This is a genomic window from Phocaeicola sp. ICN-14070 (genome assembly GCF_037892625.1).
Lineage (GTDB): Bacteria > Bacteroidota > Bacteroidia > Bacteroidales > Bacteroidaceae > Phocaeicola > Phocaeicola plebeius.
In genome coordinates this window covers 67426-87895 of the sequence record NZ_JBBKBF010000004.1, presented here as the reverse complement: position 1 = coordinate 87895, position 20470 = coordinate 67426, and the positions used below count along the sequence as shown (strand labels likewise).

The following is a 20470-nucleotide window of genomic DNA, read 5'->3' as shown; positions in this document are numbered from 1 at the left end:
GGGCTCCTTCCGCTTTTACTTATTTGAAAAACTATTTTTATAATAGTTTTCTCATGAAGAGATGGGCAGACAAAAAGTTTTTTGAAGTGGATTATGAGCGTGTAAGCTAGAAAAAGAATGTGATTTATTAGTTTACTCCAACTTTTTTCCTACATTTGCCGTATAAATTCATTAAACAGTTTAATCATTATGGAAAACGAAAACAAAAATCAGCTTCAGATAGAATTAAAAGAAGAAGTGGCACAGGGAACTTATGCGAATCTTGCAATTATTACTCATTCAAGTTCTGAATTTATCCTTGACTTTGTACGTGTGATGCCGGGTTTGCCGAAAGCAGGCGTTCAATCTCGTATTGTAATGACTCCGGAACATGCAAAGCGTCTGATGTTTGCATTGCAGGACAATGTCACTAAGTATGAACAGAATTTTGGTCAGATTCGGATGCCGGAACAGCAAGCACAAGGTGGAAAAACTTTCGTTCCACCGTTGAGCGATTTCAAAGGAGAAGCTTAAAAAAATATAAATAGCGGATTCAAAAGGCTCATTTCCCGTTTTTTTCGGGAAATGAGCCTTTTTCTTTTTAAAAACAGTTTGTCTATTAAAAAGTTATTTGTAATTTTGCAGCCCGAAATGTAGTATTTCGACAAGGATTGTAGAAACAATAAGAAACAAATATATAACAATTAAAAATCAAACAAAATGCCTACTATTCAACAGTTAGTAAGAAAAGGAAGAACGGTTTTGGTTGATAAGAGTAAATCACCGGCATTGGATTCATGTCCTCAGAGACGTGGCGTTTGCGTACGTGTTTACACTACAACTCCGAAAAAACCGAACTCAGCAATGCGTAAAGTTGCTCGTGTGCGTCTGACAAACTCTAAGGAAGTGAACTCTTACATTCCGGGAGAAGGACATAACTTGCAGGAACACTCAATCGTTTTGGTTCGTGGTGGTCGTGTGAAAGACCTTCCGGGTGTACGTTATCACATCGTTCGTGGTACACTGGATACAGCAGGTGTAGCAGGTCGTACACAGAGACGTTCTAAGTATGGTGCTAAGCGTCCGAAACCAGGACAGGCAGCTCCGGCAGGAAAAGGTAAGAAATAATCCTTGCTGAGTACAATCCTTATTAAGAAAAAACTTTTATAAATTCGTTTTGGTTTGTTGGAAAAGCTTTAAGGTTGAGTAAATGCTTCGGAGGAAGCGTTGAAGTAGACAGAGGTGCAGCCCCAAACTAAACATTATTATCAAACAAAATGAGAAAAGCAAAACCAAAAAAACGTGTGATCCTTCCGGATCCAGTATTTAATGATCAGAAGGTTTCTAAGTTCGTAAACCATCTGATGTATGATGGGAAGAAGAACACTACTTACGAAATCTTCTACAACGCACTGAAAACAGTTGAAACTAAGCTTCCGGGTGAAGAAACTTCAGCATTGGAAGTTTGGAAAAAAGCTCTTGATAACGTAACTCCTCAGTTGGAAGTAAAATCTCGCCGTATCGGTGGTGCTACTTTCCAGGTTCCTACCGAAATTCGTCCGGATCGTAAGGAGTCAATCTCTATGAAGAATCTGATTGCTTTTGCCCGTAAACGTGGTGGAAAGTCAATGGCTGATAAATTGGCTGCAGAAATCCTTGATGCATACAACGAACAGGGTGGTGCTTTCAAACGTAAGGAAGATATGCACCGTATGGCTGAAGCTAACCGTGCTTTCGCTCACTTCAGATTTTAATCTAGTTAATAACTTTAAGACGAATTAAAATGGCTAAACATGATTTGCATTTGACCCGTAACATCGGAATCATGGCGCACATCGATGCTGGTAAGACAACTACTTCTGAACGTATCTTGTTTTACACAGGTTTGACTCATAAGATTGGTGAGGTGCACGATGGTGCTGCTACCATGGACTGGATGGAACAGGAGCAGGAACGTGGTATTACTATTACTTCAGCTGCTACAACTACTTATTGGAAGTATGCTGGTAACAAGTATAAAATCAACTTGATTGACACTCCGGGACACGTGGACTTTACTGCAGAAGTAGAACGTTCACTCCGTGTATTGGATGGTGCTGTGGCTACTTATTGTGCTGTAGGTGGTGTTGAACCTCAGTCAGAAACAGTATGGCGTCAGGCTGATAAATACAATGTTCCTCGTATCGGTTATGTTAACAAGATGGACCGTTCTGGAGCTGACTTCTTCGAAGTCGTTCGTCAGATGAAGGATGTATTGGGCGCTAATCCATGTCCGGTTGTAATTCCTGTCGGTGCAGAAGAATCTTTCAAAGGTGTAGTTGACCTGATTAAGATGAAAGCTATCTTGTGGCACGATGAAACAATGGGTGCTGACTATGATGTAGAAGAAATCCCTGCAAACTTGGTAGACGAAGCTCAGGAATGGAGAGATAAGATGCTCGAAAAAGTAGCTGAGTTCGACGAAGCTTTGATGGAGAAATATTTCGATGATCCTTCTACAATTACAGAGGAAGAAGTAATGCGTGCTTTGCGTGCGGGTACTTTGAAGATGGAAATCGTTCCGATGTTGTGTGGATCTTCATTTAAGAACAAAGGTGTACAGACACTGCTTGACTATGTATGTGCATTCTTGCCTTCTCCACTGGATACTCCGAACATCGTTGGTACTAACCCGAGCACAGGTGCTGAAGAAGACCGTAAACCGGATGAAGACGAAAAGACTTCAGCTTTGGCATTTAAGATCGCTACTGACCCGTATGTAGGTCGTTTGACTTTCTTCCGTGTGTACTCAGGTAAAGTAGAAGCTGGTTCATATATTTACAACTCTCGTTCAGGAAAGAAGGAACGTGTATCTCGTTTGTTCCAGATGCACTCAAACAAGCAGAATCCTATGGAAGTAATCAGCGCTGGTGATATTGGTGCTGGTGTAGGTTTCAAGGATATTCGCACTGGTGATACTCTTTGCGATGAAACTGCTCCGATCGTTCTTGAATCAATGGACTTCCCGGAACCGGTTATCGGTATCGCAGTAGAGCCTAAGACTCAGAAAGACCTTGACAAGTTGTCTAACGGTTTGGCTAAGTTGGCTGAAGAAGACCCGACATTTACTGTGAAGACTGACGAACAGACAGGACAGACAGTTATCTCTGGTATGGGTGAGCTTCACTTGGATATCATTATCGACCGTCTGAAACGTGAGTTCAAGGTTGAATGTAATCAGGGTCGTCCTCAGGTTAGCTACAAGGAAGCAATTACTAAGACAGTTGAATTGCGTGAAGTTTACAAGAAACAGTCTGGTGGTCGTGGTAAGTTTGCTGACATCATCGTTTCTGTAGGTCCGGTTGATGAAGACTTCAAACAGGGTGGTCTGCAGTTTATCGATGAAGTGAAGGGTGGTAACGTTCCTAAGGAATTCATTCCTTCAGTTCAGAAAGGTTTCTTGACTGCAATGAAGAACGGTGTATTGGCTGGTTATCCGCTTGATTCTTTGAAGGTCGTTTTGAAGGATGGTTCATTCCACCCGGTTGACTCTGACCAGTTGTCTTTCGAAATCTGTGCTATTCAGGCATACAAGAATGCTTGTGTGAAGGCAGGTCCGGTTCTGATGGAGCCGATCATGAAGCTGGAAGTTGTAACTCCGGAAGAAAACATGGGTGATGTAATCGGTGACTTGAACAGACGTCGTGGTCAGGTAGAAGGTATGGAAACAAGCCGTTCTGGTGCTCGTATCGTAAAAGCAATGGTTCCATTGGCTGAAATGTTCGGTTATGTAACTGCTTTGCGTACTATCACTTCAGGTCGTGCAACTTCTTCAATGACTTACGATCACCACGCTCAGGTTTCTAGCTCAATCGCTAAGACTGTACTGGAAGAAGTTAAAGGTCGCGTAGACTTGGTATAAAAAGAAATAGGATGGAAGTTGATGAGGGCTAGCGAATGACTCTTAGTCCTCAAGCTTCCTTCCCAATATAAACAATTAATAATTTAATAAACAAATGAGTCAGAAAATCAGAATTAAACTGAAATCTTACGATCACAACTTGGTAGACAAGTCAGCAGAAAAGATTGTAAGAACTGTGAAGGCTACAGGTGCTATTGTAAGCGGTCCTATTCCATTGCCTACACACAAACGTATTTTTACTGTAAACCGTTCGACTTTCGTTAACAAGAAGTCACGTGAACAGTTTGAATTGTCTTCTTACAAGAGGCTGATTGACATCTACAGCTCAACTGCTAAGACAGTAGACGCTTTGATGAAATTGGAATTACCGAGTGGGGTAGAAGTAGAAATTAAAGTTTAATCAATTAAAAATTAACTGAAATGCCAGGATTATTAGGAAAGAAAATCGGAATGACATCCGTTTTCAGTGCTGATGGTAAGAATGTACCATGCACTGTTATCGAAGCTGGTCCTTGTGTAGTTACTCAGATTAAGAGTGTAGAAAAAGATGGCTATGCAGCTGTTCAGGTAGGTTTCCAGGACAAGAAGGAAAAGCACACTACTAAACCGTTGATGGGTCACTTTAAGAAAGCTGGAGTAACTCCAAAGAGACACTTGGCCGAGTTCAAAGATTTCTCAGAAGAATTGAATTTAGGTGACACTATCACTGTAGAATTGTTCAATGACACTGCTTATGTAGATGTAATTGGCACTTCTAAAGGAAAAGGTTTCCAGGGTGTTGTAAAACGTCATGGATTTGGTGGTGTAGGCCAGACTACTCACGGTCAGCACAACCGTGCCCGCAAACCGGGTTCTATCGGTGCTTGTTCTTACCCTGCTAAAGTATTCAAAGGAATGCGTATGGGCGGACAAATGGGTGGTGACAGAGTAACTACTCACAACTTACAGGTATTAAAAGTGATTCCTGAACACAACTTGCTGTTGATTAAAGGTTCTGTTCCGGGTTGCAAAGGTTCAATCGTAATAATTGAGAAATAATGGAAGTTAACGTATTAAATATTAAGGGTGAAGATACCGGCAAAAAGGTTGCTTTGAACGAAGCTATCTTCGGAATCACTCCAAATGATCACGCTATCTATCTGGATGTGAAGCAGTATATGGCTAATCAGCGCCAGGGTACTCACAAGTCTAAGGAAAGAAGCGAAATCAGTGGTTCTACTCGTAAATTAGGTCGTCAGAAAGGTGGCGGCGGTGCACGTCGTGGTGATATCAACTCTCCAGTATTGGTGGGTGGTGCTCGCGTTTTTGGTCCTAAACCTCGCGATTATTGGTTCAAATTGAACAAGAAAGTGAAAGTTTTGGCTCGTAAATCTGCATTGGCATACAAGGCACAGACTAACAACATCGTAGTAGTAGAAGACTTCACTTTTGAAGCTCCTAAGACTAAAGATTTTGTAAATGTTGTGAATAATCTCAAAGTGGCTGGTAAAAAGCTACTTATGGTTTTGCCGGAAGCAAATAAAAACGTATATTTGTCTGCTCGTAACTTAGAGCGTACAAATCTTGCAATTGCTTCTGCGCTGAATACATACTCTGTATTGAACGCAGAAACTCTTGTTATGACAGAAAGTGCTTTGAAAGCTATCGAGGAAACCTTAGTGAAATAATTAAAGGAGGCTGAAGTAATATGGGAATGATTATTAAACCGTTGGTTACAGAAAAGATGACGGCAATATCTGAAAAGTTCAACCGCTTTGGATTTATTGTTCGTCCTGAAGCTAACAAATTAGAAATTAAGCGTGAAATCGAAGCTATGTATAATGTGACTGTAGTAGACGTAAATACAATTCGCTACGCAGGAAAGAATAAGAGCCGTTATACTAAGTCTGGTCTTATCAATGGACGTACAAATGCTTACAAGAAAGCTGTCGTTACATTGAAAGAAGGTGATACTATTGATTTTTATAGCAATATTTAAATAAAAGATGGCAGTACGTAAATTTAAGCCCACAACACCGGGGCAGAGACACAAAATTATTGGTACTTTTGAAGAAATTACTGCATCGGTACCAGAAAAATCTCTTGTATATGGAAAGCGTTCTACTGGTGGTCGTAACCACGTAGGTAAGATGACAATGCGCTATATCGGCGGCGGTCACAAGAGAAAATTCCGTATTATTGATTTCAAGAGAAATAAAGACGGTGTTCCAGCAGTCGTTAAAACAATTGAATATGATCCGAACCGTTCGGCTCGTATCGCTTTGTTGTTTTATGCTGATGGTGAAAAAAGATATATCATTGCTCCTAATGGATTGCAGGTAGGTAGCACTTTGATGTCTGGAGCGAATGCGGCGCCTGAGATTGGTAACGCACTTCCTCTTGAAAACATCCCCGTGGGTACTGTAATTCACAACATTGAATTGCGTCCGGGTCAGGGTGCTGCTTTGGTAAGATCGGCTGGTAACTTTGCTCAGTTGACATCTCGTGAAGGTAAATATTGTGTAATCAAATTGCCTTCAGGTGAAGTAAGACAAATCTTGAGTGCTTGTAAAGCTACTATCGGTAGTGTAGGTAACTCAGACCATGCATTGGAATCATCAGGTAAGGCTGGTCGTTCTCGCTGGTTGGGCCGTCGTCCTCACAACCGTGGTGTTGTTATGAACCCTGTTGATCACCCGATGGGTGGTGGTGAAGGACGTCAGTCAGGAGGTCACCCGAGATCACGTACAGGCTTGTATGCTAAGGGCTTGAAGACAAGAGCACCTAAGAAACAGTCTTCTAAGTATATTATTGAAAGAAGAAAGTAATAACAACTGATTAATTGAGTAATTTATGAGTCGTTCATTAAAAAAAGGTCCATATATTAATGTAAAACTGGAAAACAAGGTGCTGGCTATGAATGAAAGCGGCAAGAAATCAGTTGTTAAGACATGGGCTAGAGCTTCAATGATTTCGCCTGATTTTGTAGGGCATACAATTGCAGTTCACAACGGAAACAAATTTATTCCTGTTTACGTTACTGAAAACATGGTTGGTCATAAGTTGGGTGAATTTGCACCAACTCGTACTTTCCGTGGTCATGCAGGTAACAAGAAAAAATAATAACAGGACGCACATTTGAAATAATAAAGTAATAAATAATGGGAGCAAGAAAAAAAATATCGGCTGAAAAGAGAAAAGAAGCCCTTAAAACCATGTATTTTGCAAAATTGCAAAATGTGCCTACTTCTCCGCGTAAAATGCGTCTCGTGGCTGACATGATTCGTGGTATGGAGGTAAATAGAGCACTTGGTGTCTTGAAGTTTTCTTCTAAAGAAGCTTCTGCAAGAGTGGAAAAATTGTTACGCTCTGCTATTGCTAACTGGGAACAGAAAAACGAACGTAAAGCTGAAGACGGCGAATTGTTTGTAACTAAGATTTATGTTGACGGGGGAGCAACCTTGAAAAGAATGAGACCGGCTCCACAGGGTAGAGGTTACAGAATTCGTAAACGTTCAAACCATGTGACTTTGTTCGTTGATTCTAAGAATACTAATGATAAAAATTAAGAGTAGATGGGACAGAAAGTTAATCCGATAAGCAACCGTTTAGGAATTATCAGAGGATGGGATTCTAATTGGTACGGTGGCAAGAATTATGGTGACGCTTTGCTGGAAGACAGCAAAATTCGTAAATATCTGAATGCCAGACTTGCAAAAGCCAGCGTTTCAAGAATCGTTATTGAACGTACTCTGAAATTGGTGACAATTACTGTATGTACTGCTCGTCCGGGTATTATCATTGGTAAAGGTGGTCAGGAAGTTGACAAACTGAAAGAAGAGTTGAAGAAGATCACCGATAAGGATATCCAGATTAATATCTTTGAAGTTAAGAGACCGGAACTTGATGCTGTGATTGTGGCTAACAACATCGCTCGTCAGGTAGAAGGTAAAATTGCTTACCGTCGCGCTATCAAGATGGCTATCGCCAACACAATGCGTATGGGTGCTGAAGGTATCAAAGTGCTGATCTCTGGTCGTTTGAATGGTGCTGAAATGGCTCGTTCAGAAATGTACAAGGAAGGACGTACTCCATTGCATACTTTCCGTGCAGATATCGATTATTGTCATGCTGAAGCTTTGACAAAAGTTGGTTTGCTGGGTATCAAGGTTTGGATTTGCCGTGGAGAAGTGTATGGAAAACGTGAGTTGGCTCCAAACTTCACTCAGAGCAAAGAAAACAACCGTGGAGGAAACGGTAACAATGGTGGAAAGAACTTCCGCAGAAAGAAAAATAACAATCGCTAACGATTTGAATTTTAGGAATTATGTTACAACCGAAAAAAACAAAATTCAGAAGACAGCAGAAAGGTAGCGCTAAAGGTAACGCCCAAAGAGGACATCAGTTGGCTTTTGGTTCTTTTGGCATCAAGTCTCTTCAGACTAAATGGATTACAGGTCGTCAGATAGAGGCAGCTCGTATTGCTGTAACAAGATATATGCAGCGTCAGGGTCAGATTTGGATTCGTATCTTCCCGGACAAACCTATTACTCGTAAGCCAGCCGATGTACGTATGGGTAAAGGTAAAGGTTCTCCAGAAGGTTTCGTAGCACCTGTAACTCCAGGTCGTATTTTGATCGAAGTAGAAGGTGTATCTTTCGATGTAGCAAAAGAAGCTCTGCGTCTTGCTGCACAGAAACTTCCTGTTACAACTAAGTTTATTGTTAGACGTGATTACGACGCAAGTCAAAATGCTTAATTGATATGAAGATTGCAGAAATTAGAGAAATAGCTACCAACGAATTGGCAGAAAGAATTCAGACTGAAGTTGCCAATTACAATCAAATGGTTTTAAATCATTCGATCTCTCCGCTGGAAAATCCTGCACAGATTAAGAAGTTACGCAGAACTATTGCGCGTATGAAAGCAGAATTGCGTCAGAGAGAACTTAACAAATAATAATGGTCCTCATGGAAGCTAGAAATTTAAGAAAAGAAAGAACTGGTGTTGTAGTTAGCAATAAAATGGATAAGACCATTACTGTTGCTGCTAAGTTTAAGGAAAAACACCCTATTTATGGTAAGTTCGTTTCTAAAACGAAAAAATACCATGCTCATGACGAAAAGAATGAATGCCAGATTGGCGATACTGTTCGCATCATGGAAACTCGTCCTTTGAGTAAAACTAAGAGATGGAGATTGATTGAAATTATTGAAAGAGCTAAGTAATTATGATACAAGCAGAATCCAGACTTACAGTATGTGACAACAGTGGTGCGAAAGAAGCTCTTTGTATCCGCGTATTAGGCGGTACAAAGAGACGTTACGCCTCTGTTGGGGATGTTATTGTAGTTTCAATAAAGAGTGTTATCCCCTCAAGTGATATTAAAAAAGGTGCAGTATCTAAGGCCTTGATTGTACGTACTAAGAAAGAAATCCGTCGTGCTGACGGCTCTTACATTCGTTTTGATGACAATGCTTGCGTATTGCTGAATAACGCAGGTGAAATTAGAGGAAGTCGTATTTTTGGCCCGGTTGCGAGAGAATTGCGTAACGCGAACATGAAAGTGGTTTCACTTGCACCTGAAGTACTTTAATTTTGTAAAAGATTTAAGTAATGAGTAAATTACATATTAAAAAAGGCGATACAGTTTACGTAAACTCTGGTGAAGATAAGGGTAAAACTGGCCGCGTATTGAAGGTTCTTGTTAAAGAAGGACGTGCACTGGTAGAAGGTATCAATATGGTATCTAAGAGTACCAAACCTAACGCAAAGAATCCTCAGGGGGGTATTGTGAAGCAGGAAGCTCCTATTCACATCTCTAACCTGAATCCTGTAGACCCGAAAACAGGAAAACCGACTCGTGTGGGTAGAAGAGAAAGTTCTGATGGAAGAACATTTGTTCGTTATGCTAAAAAATCAGGAGAGGAGATTAAATAATGAGTAATACTGCTAGCCTTAAGAAAGAATATGCAGAGCGCATTGCTCCTGCTTTGAAGAATCAATTCCAGTATTCTTCATCAATGCAAATCCCTGTACTTAAGAAGATTGTAATCAATCAAGGCTTGGGTATGGCGGTAGCTGACAAGAAGATTATTGATGTGGCAATCAATGAATTGACTGCTATTACAGGACAGAAAGCTGTGGCTACTGTTTCTCGTAAGGATATCGCTAACTTTAAGTTGCGTAAGAAAATGCCTATCGGTGTGATGGTAACTTTGCGCCGTGAAAGAATGTATGAATTCCTTGAAAAACTGGTTCGTGTTGCATTACCACGTATCCGTGACTTCAAAGGTATTGAAAGCAAATTTGACGGAAGAGGAAACTATACATTGGGTATTCAGGAACAGATTATCTTCCCTGAAATCAACATTGATAGCATCACCAAGATTTTGGGTATGAACATTACTTTTGTAACTTCTGCTCAGACTGACGAAGAAGGTTATGCTTTGTTGAAAGAATTCGGATTACCGTTTAAAAACGCTAAAAAAGATTGATAAGATATGGCAAAAGAATCAATGAAGGCTCGTGAAGTAAGAAGAGCTAAACTTGTTGCTAAATATGCTGAGAAGCGTGCTGCGTTGAAGAAGATTGTAAATTCTGGTGATCCTGTAGAAGCTTTTGAAGCAGCTCAGAAGTTGCAGGCTATCCCTAAGAACGCTAATCCTATTCGTTTACACAATCGTTGTAAACTGACTGGCCGTCCTAAAGGTTATATCCGTCAGTTCGGTATTTCACGTATTCAGTTCCGTGAAATGGCTTCAAACGGTTTGATTCCTGGCGTTAAGAAAGCAAGCTGGTAATTTATTTTTTTATTAAATATTGTCAGGGTAGTCCTGATTAATTTAACAATTAATTTTTATGACAGATCCAATCGCAGATTATCTCACTAGATTGAGAAATGCAATTAGTGCTAAGCACAGAGTGGTGGAAGTACCTGCTTCAAATTTGAAAAAGGAAATTACAAAAATCCTTTTTGATAAAGGTTACATCCTGAACTACAAGTTTGTTGAAGACGGTCCTCAGGGTACTATCAAAGTGGCTCTGAAGTATGATGCAGTTAACAAGGTTAACGCTATCAAGAAACTTGAAAGAGTATCTACTCCAGGTATGCGTAAGTATACTGGATACAAAGACATGCCGAGAGTTATTAATGGATTAGGTATTGCTATTATATCTACTTCCAAAGGTGTTATGACAGACAAAGAAGCTGCTGAACTGAAGATTGGTGGTGAAGTTCTTTGCTATGTATATTAATGTTAGGAGGATAAGCAATGTCAAGAATTGGTAAATTACCCATTAGTATCCCTGCTGGAGTAACAGTTACTCTGAAGGAAAATGTTGTGAACGTAAAAGGACCTAAAGGTGAGTTGAGTCAGTTTGTAAATCCTGCTATCATTGTAGAGGTTGCAGACGGACACGTGGTGTTGAAGGAAAACGAAGAAGCTATGCTTGATAACCTGAAACAGCGTCATGCATTCCATGGTTTGTATCGTGCATTGATTAACAACATGGTTGTAGGTGTTTCTGAAGGTTACAAGAAAGAATTGGAATTAGTCGGTGTAGGTTACCGTGCTTCTAATAACGGTAATATCATTGATTTCGCTTTGGGTTATACTCATAATATCTTTATGCAGTTGCCTCCCGAAATCAAGGTAGAAACTAAATCTGAAAGAAATAAGAACCCTCTTATCATATTGGAATCTTGTGACAAACAGCTGCTTGGTCAGGTTTGTTCAAAAATACGTTCTTTCCGTAAGCCTGAACCTTATAAAGGAAAAGGTATTAAGTTTGTTGGTGAAGAAATTCGTAGAAAGTCTGGTAAGTCAGCTGGCGCTAAATAATTCACATAAAATCGTACAATTATGACAACAAAAATAGAAAGACGTATTAAGATTAAATATAGAGTACGCAATAAGATTTCAGGTACTGCTGAACGTCCGCGTATGAGTGTGTTTAGAAGTAACAAGCAGATTTATGTTCAGGTTATCGACGATTTAAGTGGTAAGACACTGGTTGCTGCTTCATCTTTGGGCATGGAAGCTATGCCTAAGAAAGAACAGGCTGCTAAAGTTGGTGAGCTGATTGCAAAGAAAGCTCAGGAAGCTGGTATTACGACTGTCGTATTCGACCGTAATGGTTACTTGTATCATGGGAGAGTAAAAGAGGTAGCTGATGCTGCTCGTAACGGTGGACTTAAATTTTAATGAATTATGGCAGTTAATAATAGAGTTAAGATCACTAACGATATAGAATTAAAAGATAGATTGGTTGCAATCAACCGCGTTACTAAGGTTACAAAAGGTGGTAGAACTTTTAGTTTTTCTGCAATTGTAGTAGTAGGTAACGAAGATGGTATTATTGGCTGGGGCCTTGGTAAAGCAGGTGAAGTAACAGCTGCAATTGCTAAAGGTGTTGAAGCTGCAAAGAAGAACCTGACTCGTGTTCCTGTATTAAAAGGTACTGTTCCTCACGAACAGTCTGCTAAATTTGGTGGAGCTGAAGTATTTATTAAGCCTGCTTCAACAGGTACAGGAGTGGTAGCAGGTGGTGCTATGCGTGCTGTATTGGAAAGTGTTGGTGTGACAGATGTGTTGGCTAAGTCTAAAGGATCGTCTAACCCTCACAACCTGGTTAAGGCTACTATCTTGGCTTTGAGCGAAATGAGAGATGCTCGCATGGTTGCTCAGAACAGAGGTGTAAGTTTGGATAAAGTATTTAGAGGATAAGGAGGAATCGTATGTCAACTATTAAGATTAAACAAGTAAAGAGTAGAATTGGTGCTCCGGCTGATCAGAAAAGAACTTTGGATGCACTTGGTCTCCGTAAATTGAATCGTGTGGTTGAACACGAAGAGACTCCTTCAATTCTGGGTATGATTGAAAAGGTTAAACACCTGGTAGCAATCGTTAAGTAATATATTGTTAACAATAAAGGATCTTACAATATGAATTTAAATAATTTACGTCCTGCAGAAGGTTCTGTCAAAACTAGAAAAAGAGTTGGTCGTGGTGCTGGTTCAGGTTTAGGCGGTACTTCAACAAGAGGACATAAAGGAGCAAAATCAAGATCTGGCTATTCAAAGAAGATTGGTTTTGAAGGTGGTCAGATGCCGCTTCAACGTCGTGTTCCGAAATTTGGTTTTAAGAATATTAACCGTGTTGAATACAAAGCTATTAATCTTGACACTATTCAGAAATTGGCTGAAGCTAAGAATCTGTCTAAGGTAGGAATTAATGACTTGATTGAAGCTGGTTTCATCTCTTCTAACCAATTAGTGAAAGTTCTTGGTAACGGTAGTTTAACTACTAAGCTTGATGTAGAAGCAAATGCTTTCTCTAAGAGCGCAGTAGCTGCAATCGAAGCCGTTGGTGGTAATGCAGTAAAACTCTGATTCAATGATAAAATCTATTGAAACATTAAAGAATATATGGAATATTGAGGATCTGAGAAAACGGATCCTCATTACTATATTGTTTGTTGCAATTTATCGATTTGGTTCCTATGTCGTATTGCCAGGTATCAATCCGGATATGCTGTCTAAATTGCATGAACAGACGAGTGAAGGTCTTCTTGCCTTGTTGAATATGTTTTCTGGTGGTGCTTTTTCAAATGCTTCTATTTTTGCACTTGGAATTATGCCGTACATTTCTGCATCCATCGTGATTCAGCTGTTGGCTATTGCAGTACCTTATTTCCAGAAATTACAGCGTGAGGGTGAAAGCGGGCGTCGAAAGATTAATCAGTATACTCGTATCCTGACAATCATTATTTTGATTTTCCAAGCTCCATCTTATCTGATCAACTTGAAAATGCAAGCAGGGCCTGCCCTTAATGCTTCATTAGATTGGACTTTCTTTATTATAACTTCGACTATCATTCTGGCAGCAGGTAGTATGTTCGTTCTGTGGCTTGGTGAAAGAATCACTGATAAAGGTATTGGTAATGGTATTTCATTAATCATTATGGTGGGTATCATTGCTCGTCTACCTCAGTCTTTCTCTGGTGAGTTTGTTTCCAGACTTGCTTCTCCGGGTGCAGGAGGTATCATCATGTTCTTGATTGAACTTGTTTGTTTGCTGGCTGTGATAGCTGCTGCTATTTTGTTGGTTCAGGGTGTGCGTAAGGTACCTGTACAGTATGCAAAACGTATTGTAGGTAATAAGCAATATGGTGGTGCAAGACAGTACATTCCTTTGAAGGTGAATGCGGCGAACGTAATGCCTATCATCTTTGCTCAGGCAATTATGTTCATTCCTATCACTATTGTAGGTTTCTCCAATATGGAGGATGCAAGCGGCATCACTCGTGCTTTGATTGACCATACAAGTTTCTGGTACAATTTTGTTTTTGCGGCATTGATTATACTTTTCACTTATTTCTATACTGCAATTACAATCAATACTAACCAGATGGCAGAAGATATGAAGAGAAATAACGGTTTTATTCCGGGAATAAAGCCGGGTAAGAACACTGCAGAATATTTGGATGTAGTTATGTCTCGTATTACACTGCCGGGTTCTATATTCTTGGCTATTATTGCTATTCTGCCTGCTTTTGCCGGTCTTTTCGGGGTTCAAGCTGAATTTGCTCAGTTCTTCGGTGGTACATCTTTGCTGATTCTTGTAGGAGTAGTATTGGATACTCTTCAGCAGGTTGAAAGCCATTTGTTGATGCGTCATTATGACGGACTGTTGAGTTCGGGAAGAATTAAAGGACGTTCCGGTAATGTAGCTGCTTATTAAAAACTACTCGTCTCGAATGATATTTTTAAAGACAGATGATGAAATAGAGTTACTTCGTCAGAGTAATCTCCTTGTCGGGAGAACTCTGGCTGAAGTAGCTAAAATGATACAGCCGGGAGTTACTACCAAGCAATTGGATAAGGTTGCAGAAGAATTTATTCGCGATCATGGGGCTATACCTACTTTTAAAGGTTTCCCTAATCCATACGGTTCTCCCTTTCCTGGTACACTATGTACATCGGTTAATGACCAGGTCGTTCATGGGATTCCTAATGATATTCCTTTGAAAGACGGTGATATTGTTTCTGTGGATTGTGGTACTTTCATGAATGGTTTTTGTGGTGATTCAGCTTATACGTTCTGTGTAGGTGAAGTTGATCCTGAAATCGTGAAATTGTTGAAGGTAACTAAAGAATCTCTTTATAAGGGAATTGAAAATGCAGTTCATGGAAAGCGGCTTGGTGATATGGGTTACTCGATTCAAGAATACTGTGAAGCACATTCTTATGGCGTAGTTCGTGAGTTTGTAGGTCATGGTATTGGAAAGGAAATGCATGAAGATCCTCCAGTTCCTAATTATGGTCGGCGTGGCACAGGAACTTTGTTAAAAAAAGGAATGTGTATTGCGATTGAGCCGATGATAACGATGGGCAATCGACAAATTGTGATGGAGGAGGACAGATGGACCATCCGTACAAGAGACCGTAAATGTGCTGCACATTTTGAACATACGGTAGCTGTGGGAGTAGGAAAGGCTGATATATTATCGTCATTTGAATTTATAGAACAAGTTTTAGGAGATAAAGCAATTTAATATGGCAAAGCAATCCGCAATAGAACAAGATGGAGTTATCGTTGAAGCATTGTCTAATGCAATGTTTCGCGTAGAACTAGAAAACGGACATGAGATTACAGCTCATATTTCTGGTAAAATGAGAATGCATTACATTAAAATATTACCCGGAGATAAGGTAAGGGTCGAGATGTCTCCTTATGACTTATCTAAAGGAAGAATCGTTTTTAGATACAAATAAAAGAAAATATAAGATATGAAAGTAAGAGCATCATTAAAGAAACGTACGCCGGAATGCAAAATCGTTAGACGTAATGGCCGTTTGTATGTTATTAACAAGAAAAATCCTAAGTATAAACAACGTCAAGGATAATTTATTATTTTTGCAAAAAAAATAATTTAGTATATGGCTATAAGAATAGTTGGTGTAGATTTGCCTCAGAATAAAAGAGGTGAGATTGCGTTAACATACGTATATGGTATCGGACGCAGTAGTTCAGCAAAAATTTTGGATAAGGCAGGCGTAGATCGTGACCTGAAAGTAAAGGATTGGACTGATGATCAGGCTGCTAAGATCCGTGAAATCATTGGTGCTGAATACAAGGTTGAAGGTGATCTTCGTTCTGAAATCCAGTTGAACATTAAGCGATTAATGGATATTGGTTGCTACCGTGGTGTTCGTCACCGCTTGGGGCTGCCCGTTAGAGGTCAGAGCACAAAAAACAATGCTCGTACACGTAAGGGAAGAAAGAAAACAGTTGCAAATAAGAAAAAAGCTACTAAATAATTGTTAATATGGCAAAAAAAACAGTCGCAGCTAAAAAAAGAAATGTCAAGGTTGATGCTAATGGACAGTTGCATGTTCATTCTTCATTCAATAACATTATCGTTTCTTTGGCAAACAGCGAAGGCCAGATTATTGCATGGTCTTCTGCAGGTAAGATGGGATTTAGAGGTTCTAAGAAGAACACTCCTTATGCAGCTCAGATGGCTGCCCAGGATTGTGCAAAAGTGGCATACGATCTTGGCCTGAGAAAGGTAAAGGCTTATGTAAAGGGTCCTGGAAACGGACGTGAGTCTGCAATCAGAACTGTACATGGAGCTGGAATTGAAGTTACTGAAATTATTGACGTAACTCCATTACCTCACAACGGTTGTCGTCCTCCTAAAAGAAGAAGAGTATAATAAAGATAACCTATTTAGATGTAACTTGATTTTGTTAAATAATGGATTGCAATTCCTTTCTGTAATCGCGGCTGCAACAAATTGAGTTCATGAATAACAATTAAATTAAGAAAGAAAATGGCTAGATATACTGGACCAAAAACTAGAATTGCACGTAAATTCGGAGAAGCAATCTTTGGAGCAGATAAAGTTTTGTCTAAGAAAAACTATCCTCCTGGACAACATGGTAACAACCGTCGCAGAAAAACTTCTGAATACGGTGTCATGTTGGCTGAAAAGCAGAAAGCTAAATATACTTACGGTGTGTTGGAGAAACAATTCCGTAACATGTTTGAGAAAGCAGCGGGTATGAACGGTATTACAGGTGAAATCTTGCTGCAGAGCCTTGAATGTCGCTTGGACAACGTAGTGTTCCGTTTGGGTATTGCACCGACTCGTGCTGCTGCTCGTCAGCTTGTAGGTCACAAGCACATTACAGTAGATGGTAAGGTTGTTAACATTCCTTCTTTCTCTGTAAAACCGGGTCAGTTGGTAGGTGTTCGTGAAAAATCTAAGTCTTTGGAAGTTATTGCTAACTCTTTGGCTGGATTTAACCACAGCAAATATCCTTGGTTGGAATGGGATGAAAACTCTAAGACTGGTAAATTGTTGCATGTTCCAGAAAGAGCTGACATTCCTGAAAACATTAAAGAACACTTGATCGTTGAATTGTACTCTAAATAATAATTAATTTCATGGCGATATTAGCATTTCAAAAACCTGATAAAGTATTAATGTTGGAAGCGGATTCCAAATTCGGGAAATTCGAATTCCGTCCGCTTGAACCCGGTTTCGGTATTACCGTAGGTAATGCTTTACGCCGTATTCTTCTTTCTTCGTTGGAAGGTTATGCAATCAACACAATCCGTATTGAGGGTGTGGAACATGAATTTGCTACAATTCCGAGTGTGAAAGAAGATGTCACTAACATTATCTTGAATCTGAAGCAAGTTCGATTCAAGCGAGTAGTTGAGGAATTCGAAAATGAGAAGGTAAGCATTACCGTTGAGAATTCTACTGAATTTAAGGCAGGTGATATTGGTAAGTATTTGACCGGATTTGAAGTGTTAAATCCTGAATTGGTTATTTGCCATTTAGATTCAAAAGCAACTATGCAGATAGACATTACAATCAACAAAGGTCGTGGATATGTTCCGGCTGACGAAAACCGTGAATTCTGCACCGATGTGAATGTAATTCCTATCGATTCTATTTACACTCCGATTCGTAATGTGAAATATGCGGTAGAAAACTATCGTGTAGAACAGAAGACTGACTATGAAAAGTTGGTACTGGAAATTACGACGGACGGTTCCATTCACCCGAAGGAAGCACTGAAAGAAGCTGCAAAAATTTTGATCCATCACTTCATGCTGTTCTCTGATGAAAAGATTACTCTTGAAACATCAGATGCAGAAGGAAATGAAGAATTTGATGAAGAAGTATTGCACATGCGTCAGTTGCTGAAGACCAAATTGGTTGATATGGACTTGTCAGTTCGTGCCTTGAACTGTTTGAAGGCTGCCGATGTAGAAACATTGGGTGACTTGGTTCAGTTCAATAAGACCGACCTGCTGAAGTTCCGTAACTTCGGTAAGAAATCGCTCACTGAGCTTGATGATTTGCTCGAGAGTCTGAATCTTTCGTTTGGAACAGATATTTCTAAGTATAAATTAGACAAAGAATAAACAATGAGACATAATAAAAAATTCAACCATTTAGGTCGTACTGCTTCTCACAGAAATGCAATGCTGTCAAACATGGCATGTTCTTTGATCAAGCACAAAAGAATCACTACGACTGTTGCGAAGGCTAAAGCTTTGAAGAAGTTCGTTGAGCCGCTGATTACTAGATCTAAAGATGACACTACTAACTCACGTCGTGTTGTATTTAGCAATCTTCAGGACAAATATGTTGTAACTGAACTGTTCAAAGAAATCTCTGTAAAAGTTGCTGATCGTCCGGGTGGTTACACTCGTATTATCAAGACTGGTCACCGTTTGGGTGATAACGCTGAAATGTGTTTCATCGAATTGGTTGACTACAACGAGAACATGGCTAAGACAGCTGCCAAGAAAGCTACTCGTACTCGTCGTTCTAAGAAATCAGCTGCAACTGCAGAAGTACCGGCTGCTGAAGCTGCTGCAACTGAAGCTACTACAGAGGAAGCCCCTAAAGCTGAATAATTCTGTAACATGCTATATACTTAAAAGGCTATGCGTTTGCATAGCCTTTTTTATGCTCTATTGGGGCTGAAAAACATCAAGGTCTTGGAAGACATTGTCAATAAAAAAGGCTCGTGAAATCAGATTTAAACCTGCTTCACGAGCCTTTTATGTGATTACCTTGATAATCTTTTGTGAGATTATGCTTCTTGCATTTTGGCTTTGAATGCTAAGGCATACATGCGCATTTGTTTTACCATGGCAAGCAGACCATTACTGCGGGTTGGTGAGAGGTGTTCTTTCAGTCCAATCTTCTCAATGAAGTAAAGGTCAGATTCCAGAATTTCGTCTGGTGTGTGTCCAGATACCACTTGGATAAGTAAAGATATGATACCTTTTACGATTAATGCATCGCTTTCTGCCTGAAATACCACCTTGCCGTCTACCAGATCAGCTTGTAACCAAACGCGGCTCTGACAGCCGTCAATCAGGTTCTGTTCGGTTTTATATTTCGGGTCAAGCGGCTGCTGGTCATTGCCTAAATCAATCAGCAGCTGATATTTGTCCATCCAATCGTCGAAGTCGCTGAATTCTTCGATTACCTCGTCCTGGAGTTCATTGATAGTTTTCATTGCGGTAGTGTTTAATTATTTTTCGTTATAAATTACTCCCATCACCGTTTGCCCTACGGCTTGAAGAGTGGATTTGTCAATATTCTCTAAGCTGTCGTCCAGTGTGTGCCAGGTCGGGTTAAAGCCAGTGTTGCTTTGCGTATCGTAGTGAATAATATCTACGCACGGAATCTGGCGGTACTGGTTGACATACACATGGTCGTCGGTAACCTGCCCTCCGTCTTCCTTGATGAAGTAATTGCTGTAACCCAGATGGTCGGCCATTTTCCAGATTTTTTTCATGGCATTGTTCGCCGTCTGCTTGGAGAACGCTTCGTAGTAGAATGTGGCATTCTTTCCGCCTACCATATCAAGCAAGATACCAAACCGAGCCTTGTAATCAGGTACGTGAGGAATGCGGCCCCAGTACTGCGAGCCCAGACACCAGGTATCTGGTTTGTAAGTACCTTCGTAGAAATCCGGTGTGCCGTAATCTTCTGAATCGAAGAATATCAAGTCGATGCCGACTTGTGGTGCCTGCTGTTGAATCTGACGGGCAATTTCGAGCAATACACCTACACCACTGGCACCATCGTTGGCTCCATCTATTGGTTTCTGGTGATTAGATTTTTCATCTTGGTCAGCGTATGGACGGCTATCCCAATGCGCACACAGCATTACTCGCTTTTTGTTTTCCGGCTGGTAAGCCCCGATGATGTTACGCGATTTCAGGATGGTACCATTGTAGGCCACCAAATCCGCATGCTGGTTGTACACCTTCGCACCGAATTTCTCTAGTTGTGCGGCCAGGTAATCGCCGCATCTCCGGTGAGCTTCCGTATTAGGAACACGAGGTCCGAATTGCACCTGTGCGGCAATGTAAGCGTATGCACTATCTGCATTGAATGCCGGTGCCTGCACTATAGCCGCTTCAGATTCTTCTATTTGCTGGCTGTTCTTCTGACTGTTTCCGCAAGAGATAAAAGCCCCTCCTGTCATTAAAGCAGTTACTGCCAGCAGATTCTTTATTGAAATCATAATTCACTTGTTTTGATTGTGGTGCAAAGGTAAAC

At 40.3% G+C, this 20470-nt stretch carries 36 protein-coding genes; 34 read left to right on the top strand and 2 right to left on the bottom strand.

Features of this window, described 5'->3' with window-relative positions:
* The first annotated feature begins 189 nt into the window (after positions 1 to 189).
* The 34 genes from WKT20_RS02310 (at position 190) to rplQ (ending at position 18807) form a co-directional block, all read left to right on the top strand.
* Entirely contained in the window at positions 190 to 513 is a 324-nt protein-coding gene (locus WKT20_RS02310) for a DUF3467 domain-containing protein (RefSeq protein ID WP_007559395.1), read from the top strand.
* 186 nt (positions 514 to 699) lie between these two features.
* On the top strand, positions 700 to 1107 hold the full coding sequence (rpsL, locus tag WKT20_RS02305; protein WP_007559394.1) for a 30S ribosomal protein S12: 408 nt from the start codon (positions 700 to 702) through the stop codon (positions 1105 to 1107).
* Between the two features lie 149 nt (positions 1108 to 1256).
* Positions 1257 to 1733 carry a 30S ribosomal protein S7 gene (gene rpsG, locus WKT20_RS02300; protein WP_117702047.1) on the top strand — a complete coding sequence of 159 codons (477 nt, stop codon included), beginning with the start codon at positions 1257 to 1259 and terminating at the stop codon, positions 1731 to 1733.
* A gap of 29 nt (positions 1734 to 1762) precedes the next feature.
* Entirely contained in the window at positions 1763 to 3880 is a 2118-nt protein-coding gene (gene fusA, locus WKT20_RS02295; RefSeq protein WP_117702046.1) for an elongation factor G, read from the top strand.
* 94 nt (positions 3881 to 3974) lie between these two features.
* Positions 3975 to 4280 (top strand): 30S ribosomal protein S10, encoded by a 306-nt coding sequence (rpsJ, locus tag WKT20_RS02290; protein WP_002558075.1) that lies wholly within the window; start codon positions 3975 to 3977, stop codon positions 4278 to 4280.
* Between the two features lie 20 nt (positions 4281 to 4300).
* Positions 4301 to 4918, top strand: coding sequence for a 50S ribosomal protein L3 (gene rplC / locus WKT20_RS02285; protein WP_007559391.1), 618 nt, complete (start codon positions 4301 to 4303; stop codon positions 4916 to 4918).
* On the top strand, positions 4918 to 5547 hold the full coding sequence (gene rplD / locus WKT20_RS02280; RefSeq protein WP_340416751.1) for a 50S ribosomal protein L4: 630 nt from the start codon (positions 4918 to 4920) through the stop codon (positions 5545 to 5547). The genes rplC and rplD overlap by 1 nt, the downstream gene beginning before the upstream one ends.
* Positions 5548 to 5567: 20 nt before the next feature.
* Complete coding sequence (rplW, locus tag WKT20_RS02275) at positions 5568 to 5858, top strand: 50S ribosomal protein L23 (protein WP_340416750.1); 291 nt, start codon at positions 5568 to 5570, stop codon at positions 5856 to 5858.
* A 7-nt stretch (positions 5859 to 5865) separates the two neighbouring features.
* Positions 5866 to 6687 carry a 50S ribosomal protein L2 gene (gene rplB, locus WKT20_RS02270; protein WP_007559387.1) on the top strand — a complete coding sequence of 274 codons (822 nt, stop codon included), beginning with the start codon at positions 5866 to 5868 and terminating at the stop codon, positions 6685 to 6687.
* A gap of 25 nt (positions 6688 to 6712) precedes the next feature.
* Positions 6713 to 6982, top strand: coding sequence for a 30S ribosomal protein S19 (rpsS, locus tag WKT20_RS02265; protein WP_007559385.1), 270 nt, complete (start codon positions 6713 to 6715; stop codon positions 6980 to 6982).
* Positions 6983 to 7020: 38 nt separating this feature from the next.
* Positions 7021 to 7428 (top strand): 50S ribosomal protein L22, encoded by a 408-nt coding sequence (gene rplV / locus WKT20_RS02260; protein WP_007559383.1) that lies wholly within the window; start codon positions 7021 to 7023, stop codon positions 7426 to 7428.
* A 6-nt stretch (positions 7429 to 7434) separates the two neighbouring features.
* Entirely contained in the window at positions 7435 to 8166 is a 732-nt protein-coding gene (gene rpsC, locus WKT20_RS02255) for a 30S ribosomal protein S3 (RefSeq protein ID WP_007559382.1), read from the top strand.
* Positions 8167 to 8186: 20 nt separating this feature from the next.
* Positions 8187 to 8618 carry a 50S ribosomal protein L16 gene (gene rplP / locus WKT20_RS02250; RefSeq protein WP_007559380.1) on the top strand — a complete coding sequence of 144 codons (432 nt, stop codon included), beginning with the start codon at positions 8187 to 8189 and terminating at the stop codon, positions 8616 to 8618.
* Between the two features lie 5 nt (positions 8619 to 8623).
* On the top strand, positions 8624 to 8818 hold the full coding sequence (gene rpmC / locus WKT20_RS02245) for a 50S ribosomal protein L29 (protein WP_007559379.1): 195 nt from the start codon (positions 8624 to 8626) through the stop codon (positions 8816 to 8818).
* Positions 8819 to 8829: 11 nt separating this feature from the next.
* Positions 8830 to 9087: a 30S ribosomal protein S17 gene (gene rpsQ, locus WKT20_RS02240; RefSeq protein ID WP_040312450.1), complete on the top strand. Its 258-nt coding sequence runs from the start codon at positions 8830 to 8832 to the stop codon at positions 9085 to 9087.
* Positions 9088 to 9089: 2 nt separating this feature from the next.
* Entirely contained in the window at positions 9090 to 9455 is a 366-nt protein-coding gene (gene rplN, locus WKT20_RS02235; RefSeq protein ID WP_007559377.1) for a 50S ribosomal protein L14, read from the top strand.
* A gap of 20 nt (positions 9456 to 9475) precedes the next feature.
* A complete protein-coding gene (rplX, locus tag WKT20_RS02230) occupies positions 9476 to 9799 on the top strand; it encodes a 50S ribosomal protein L24 (RefSeq protein ID WP_007559376.1) in 324 nt (107 codons plus the stop codon).
* Positions 9799 to 10356 (top strand): 50S ribosomal protein L5, encoded by a 558-nt coding sequence (gene rplE / locus WKT20_RS02225; protein ID WP_007559375.1) that lies wholly within the window; start codon positions 9799 to 9801, stop codon positions 10354 to 10356. Before rplX ends, rplE begins: the two co-directional genes overlap by 1 nt.
* 6 nt (positions 10357 to 10362) lie before the next feature.
* Entirely contained in the window at positions 10363 to 10662 is a 300-nt protein-coding gene (gene rpsN / locus WKT20_RS02220) for a 30S ribosomal protein S14 (RefSeq protein ID WP_007559374.1), read from the top strand.
* A 58-nt stretch (positions 10663 to 10720) separates the two neighbouring features.
* Positions 10721 to 11116 carry a 30S ribosomal protein S8 gene (rpsH, locus tag WKT20_RS02215; protein WP_007559373.1) on the top strand — a complete coding sequence of 132 codons (396 nt, stop codon included), beginning with the start codon at positions 10721 to 10723 and terminating at the stop codon, positions 11114 to 11116.
* Positions 11117 to 11133: 17 nt separating this feature from the next.
* Complete coding sequence (gene rplF, locus WKT20_RS02210) at positions 11134 to 11703, top strand: 50S ribosomal protein L6 (protein WP_007559371.1); 570 nt, start codon at positions 11134 to 11136, stop codon at positions 11701 to 11703.
* Between the two features lie 21 nt (positions 11704 to 11724).
* On the top strand, positions 11725 to 12066 hold the full coding sequence (rplR, locus tag WKT20_RS02205) for a 50S ribosomal protein L18 (protein WP_007559370.1): 342 nt from the start codon (positions 11725 to 11727) through the stop codon (positions 12064 to 12066).
* A gap of 6 nt (positions 12067 to 12072) precedes the next feature.
* Complete coding sequence (gene rpsE / locus WKT20_RS02200; RefSeq protein ID WP_007559369.1) at positions 12073 to 12588, top strand: 30S ribosomal protein S5; 516 nt, start codon at positions 12073 to 12075, stop codon at positions 12586 to 12588.
* Positions 12589 to 12599: 11 nt separating this feature from the next.
* Positions 12600 to 12776: a 50S ribosomal protein L30 gene (gene rpmD / locus WKT20_RS02195; protein WP_007559368.1), complete on the top strand. Its 177-nt coding sequence runs from the start codon at positions 12600 to 12602 to the stop codon at positions 12774 to 12776.
* Positions 12777 to 12806: 30 nt separating this feature from the next.
* On the top strand, positions 12807 to 13253 hold the full coding sequence (rplO, locus tag WKT20_RS02190; protein WP_007559367.1) for a 50S ribosomal protein L15: 447 nt from the start codon (positions 12807 to 12809) through the stop codon (positions 13251 to 13253).
* 4 nt (positions 13254 to 13257) lie between these two features.
* Complete coding sequence (gene secY, locus WKT20_RS02185) at positions 13258 to 14604, top strand: preprotein translocase subunit SecY (RefSeq protein ID WP_340416749.1); 1347 nt, start codon at positions 13258 to 13260, stop codon at positions 14602 to 14604.
* Positions 14605 to 14620: 16 nt separating this feature from the next.
* Positions 14621 to 15418 carry a type I methionyl aminopeptidase gene (gene map / locus WKT20_RS02180; RefSeq protein WP_118441738.1) on the top strand — a complete coding sequence of 266 codons (798 nt, stop codon included), beginning with the start codon at positions 14621 to 14623 and terminating at the stop codon, positions 15416 to 15418.
* Position 15419: 1 nt separating this feature from the next.
* Positions 15420 to 15638, top strand: a complete 219-nt coding sequence (gene infA, locus WKT20_RS02175) for a translation initiation factor IF-1 (RefSeq protein ID WP_002558052.1) — start codon at positions 15420 to 15422, stop codon at positions 15636 to 15638.
* 15 nt (positions 15639 to 15653) lie between these two features.
* A complete protein-coding gene (gene ykgO / locus WKT20_RS02170; RefSeq protein WP_002558051.1) occupies positions 15654 to 15770 on the top strand; it encodes a type B 50S ribosomal protein L36 in 117 nt (38 codons plus the stop codon).
* A gap of 33 nt (positions 15771 to 15803) precedes the next feature.
* Positions 15804 to 16184, top strand: a complete 381-nt coding sequence (gene rpsM / locus WKT20_RS02165) for a 30S ribosomal protein S13 (protein WP_007559362.1) — start codon at positions 15804 to 15806, stop codon at positions 16182 to 16184.
* A gap of 8 nt (positions 16185 to 16192) precedes the next feature.
* Positions 16193 to 16582, top strand: coding sequence for a 30S ribosomal protein S11 (gene rpsK / locus WKT20_RS02160; protein ID WP_007559359.1), 390 nt, complete (start codon positions 16193 to 16195; stop codon positions 16580 to 16582).
* Positions 16583 to 16699: 117 nt separating this feature from the next.
* The gene (gene rpsD / locus WKT20_RS02155) at positions 16700 to 17305 is read left to right on the top strand and encodes a 30S ribosomal protein S4 (RefSeq protein ID WP_072543775.1); all 606 of its coding nucleotides are present in this window, start codon (positions 16700 to 16702) and stop codon (positions 17303 to 17305) included.
* A gap of 11 nt (positions 17306 to 17316) precedes the next feature.
* On the top strand, positions 17317 to 18309 hold the full coding sequence (locus tag WKT20_RS02150) for a DNA-directed RNA polymerase subunit alpha (RefSeq protein ID WP_117702043.1): 993 nt from the start codon (positions 17317 to 17319) through the stop codon (positions 18307 to 18309).
* A gap of 3 nt (positions 18310 to 18312) precedes the next feature.
* A complete protein-coding gene (rplQ, locus tag WKT20_RS02145) occupies positions 18313 to 18807 on the top strand; it encodes a 50S ribosomal protein L17 (protein ID WP_117702042.1) in 495 nt (164 codons plus the stop codon).
* A gap of 179 nt (positions 18808 to 18986) precedes the next feature.
* Here the strand turns inward: rplQ and WKT20_RS02140 are convergent, their stop codons facing one another.
* Both WKT20_RS02140 and WKT20_RS02135 read right to left on the bottom strand, forming a co-directional pair.
* Positions 18987 to 19418: a SufE family protein gene (locus WKT20_RS02140; RefSeq protein WP_007559352.1), complete on the bottom strand. Its 432-nt coding sequence runs from the start codon at positions 19416 to 19418 to the stop codon at positions 18987 to 18989.
* 15 nt (positions 19419 to 19433) lie between these two features.
* The gene (locus WKT20_RS02135; RefSeq protein ID WP_117702056.1) at positions 19434 to 20432 is read right to left on the bottom strand and encodes a M20 family metallopeptidase; all 999 of its coding nucleotides are present in this window, start codon (positions 20430 to 20432) and stop codon (positions 19434 to 19436) included.
* Between the last annotated feature and the right edge of the window lie 38 nt (positions 20433 to 20470).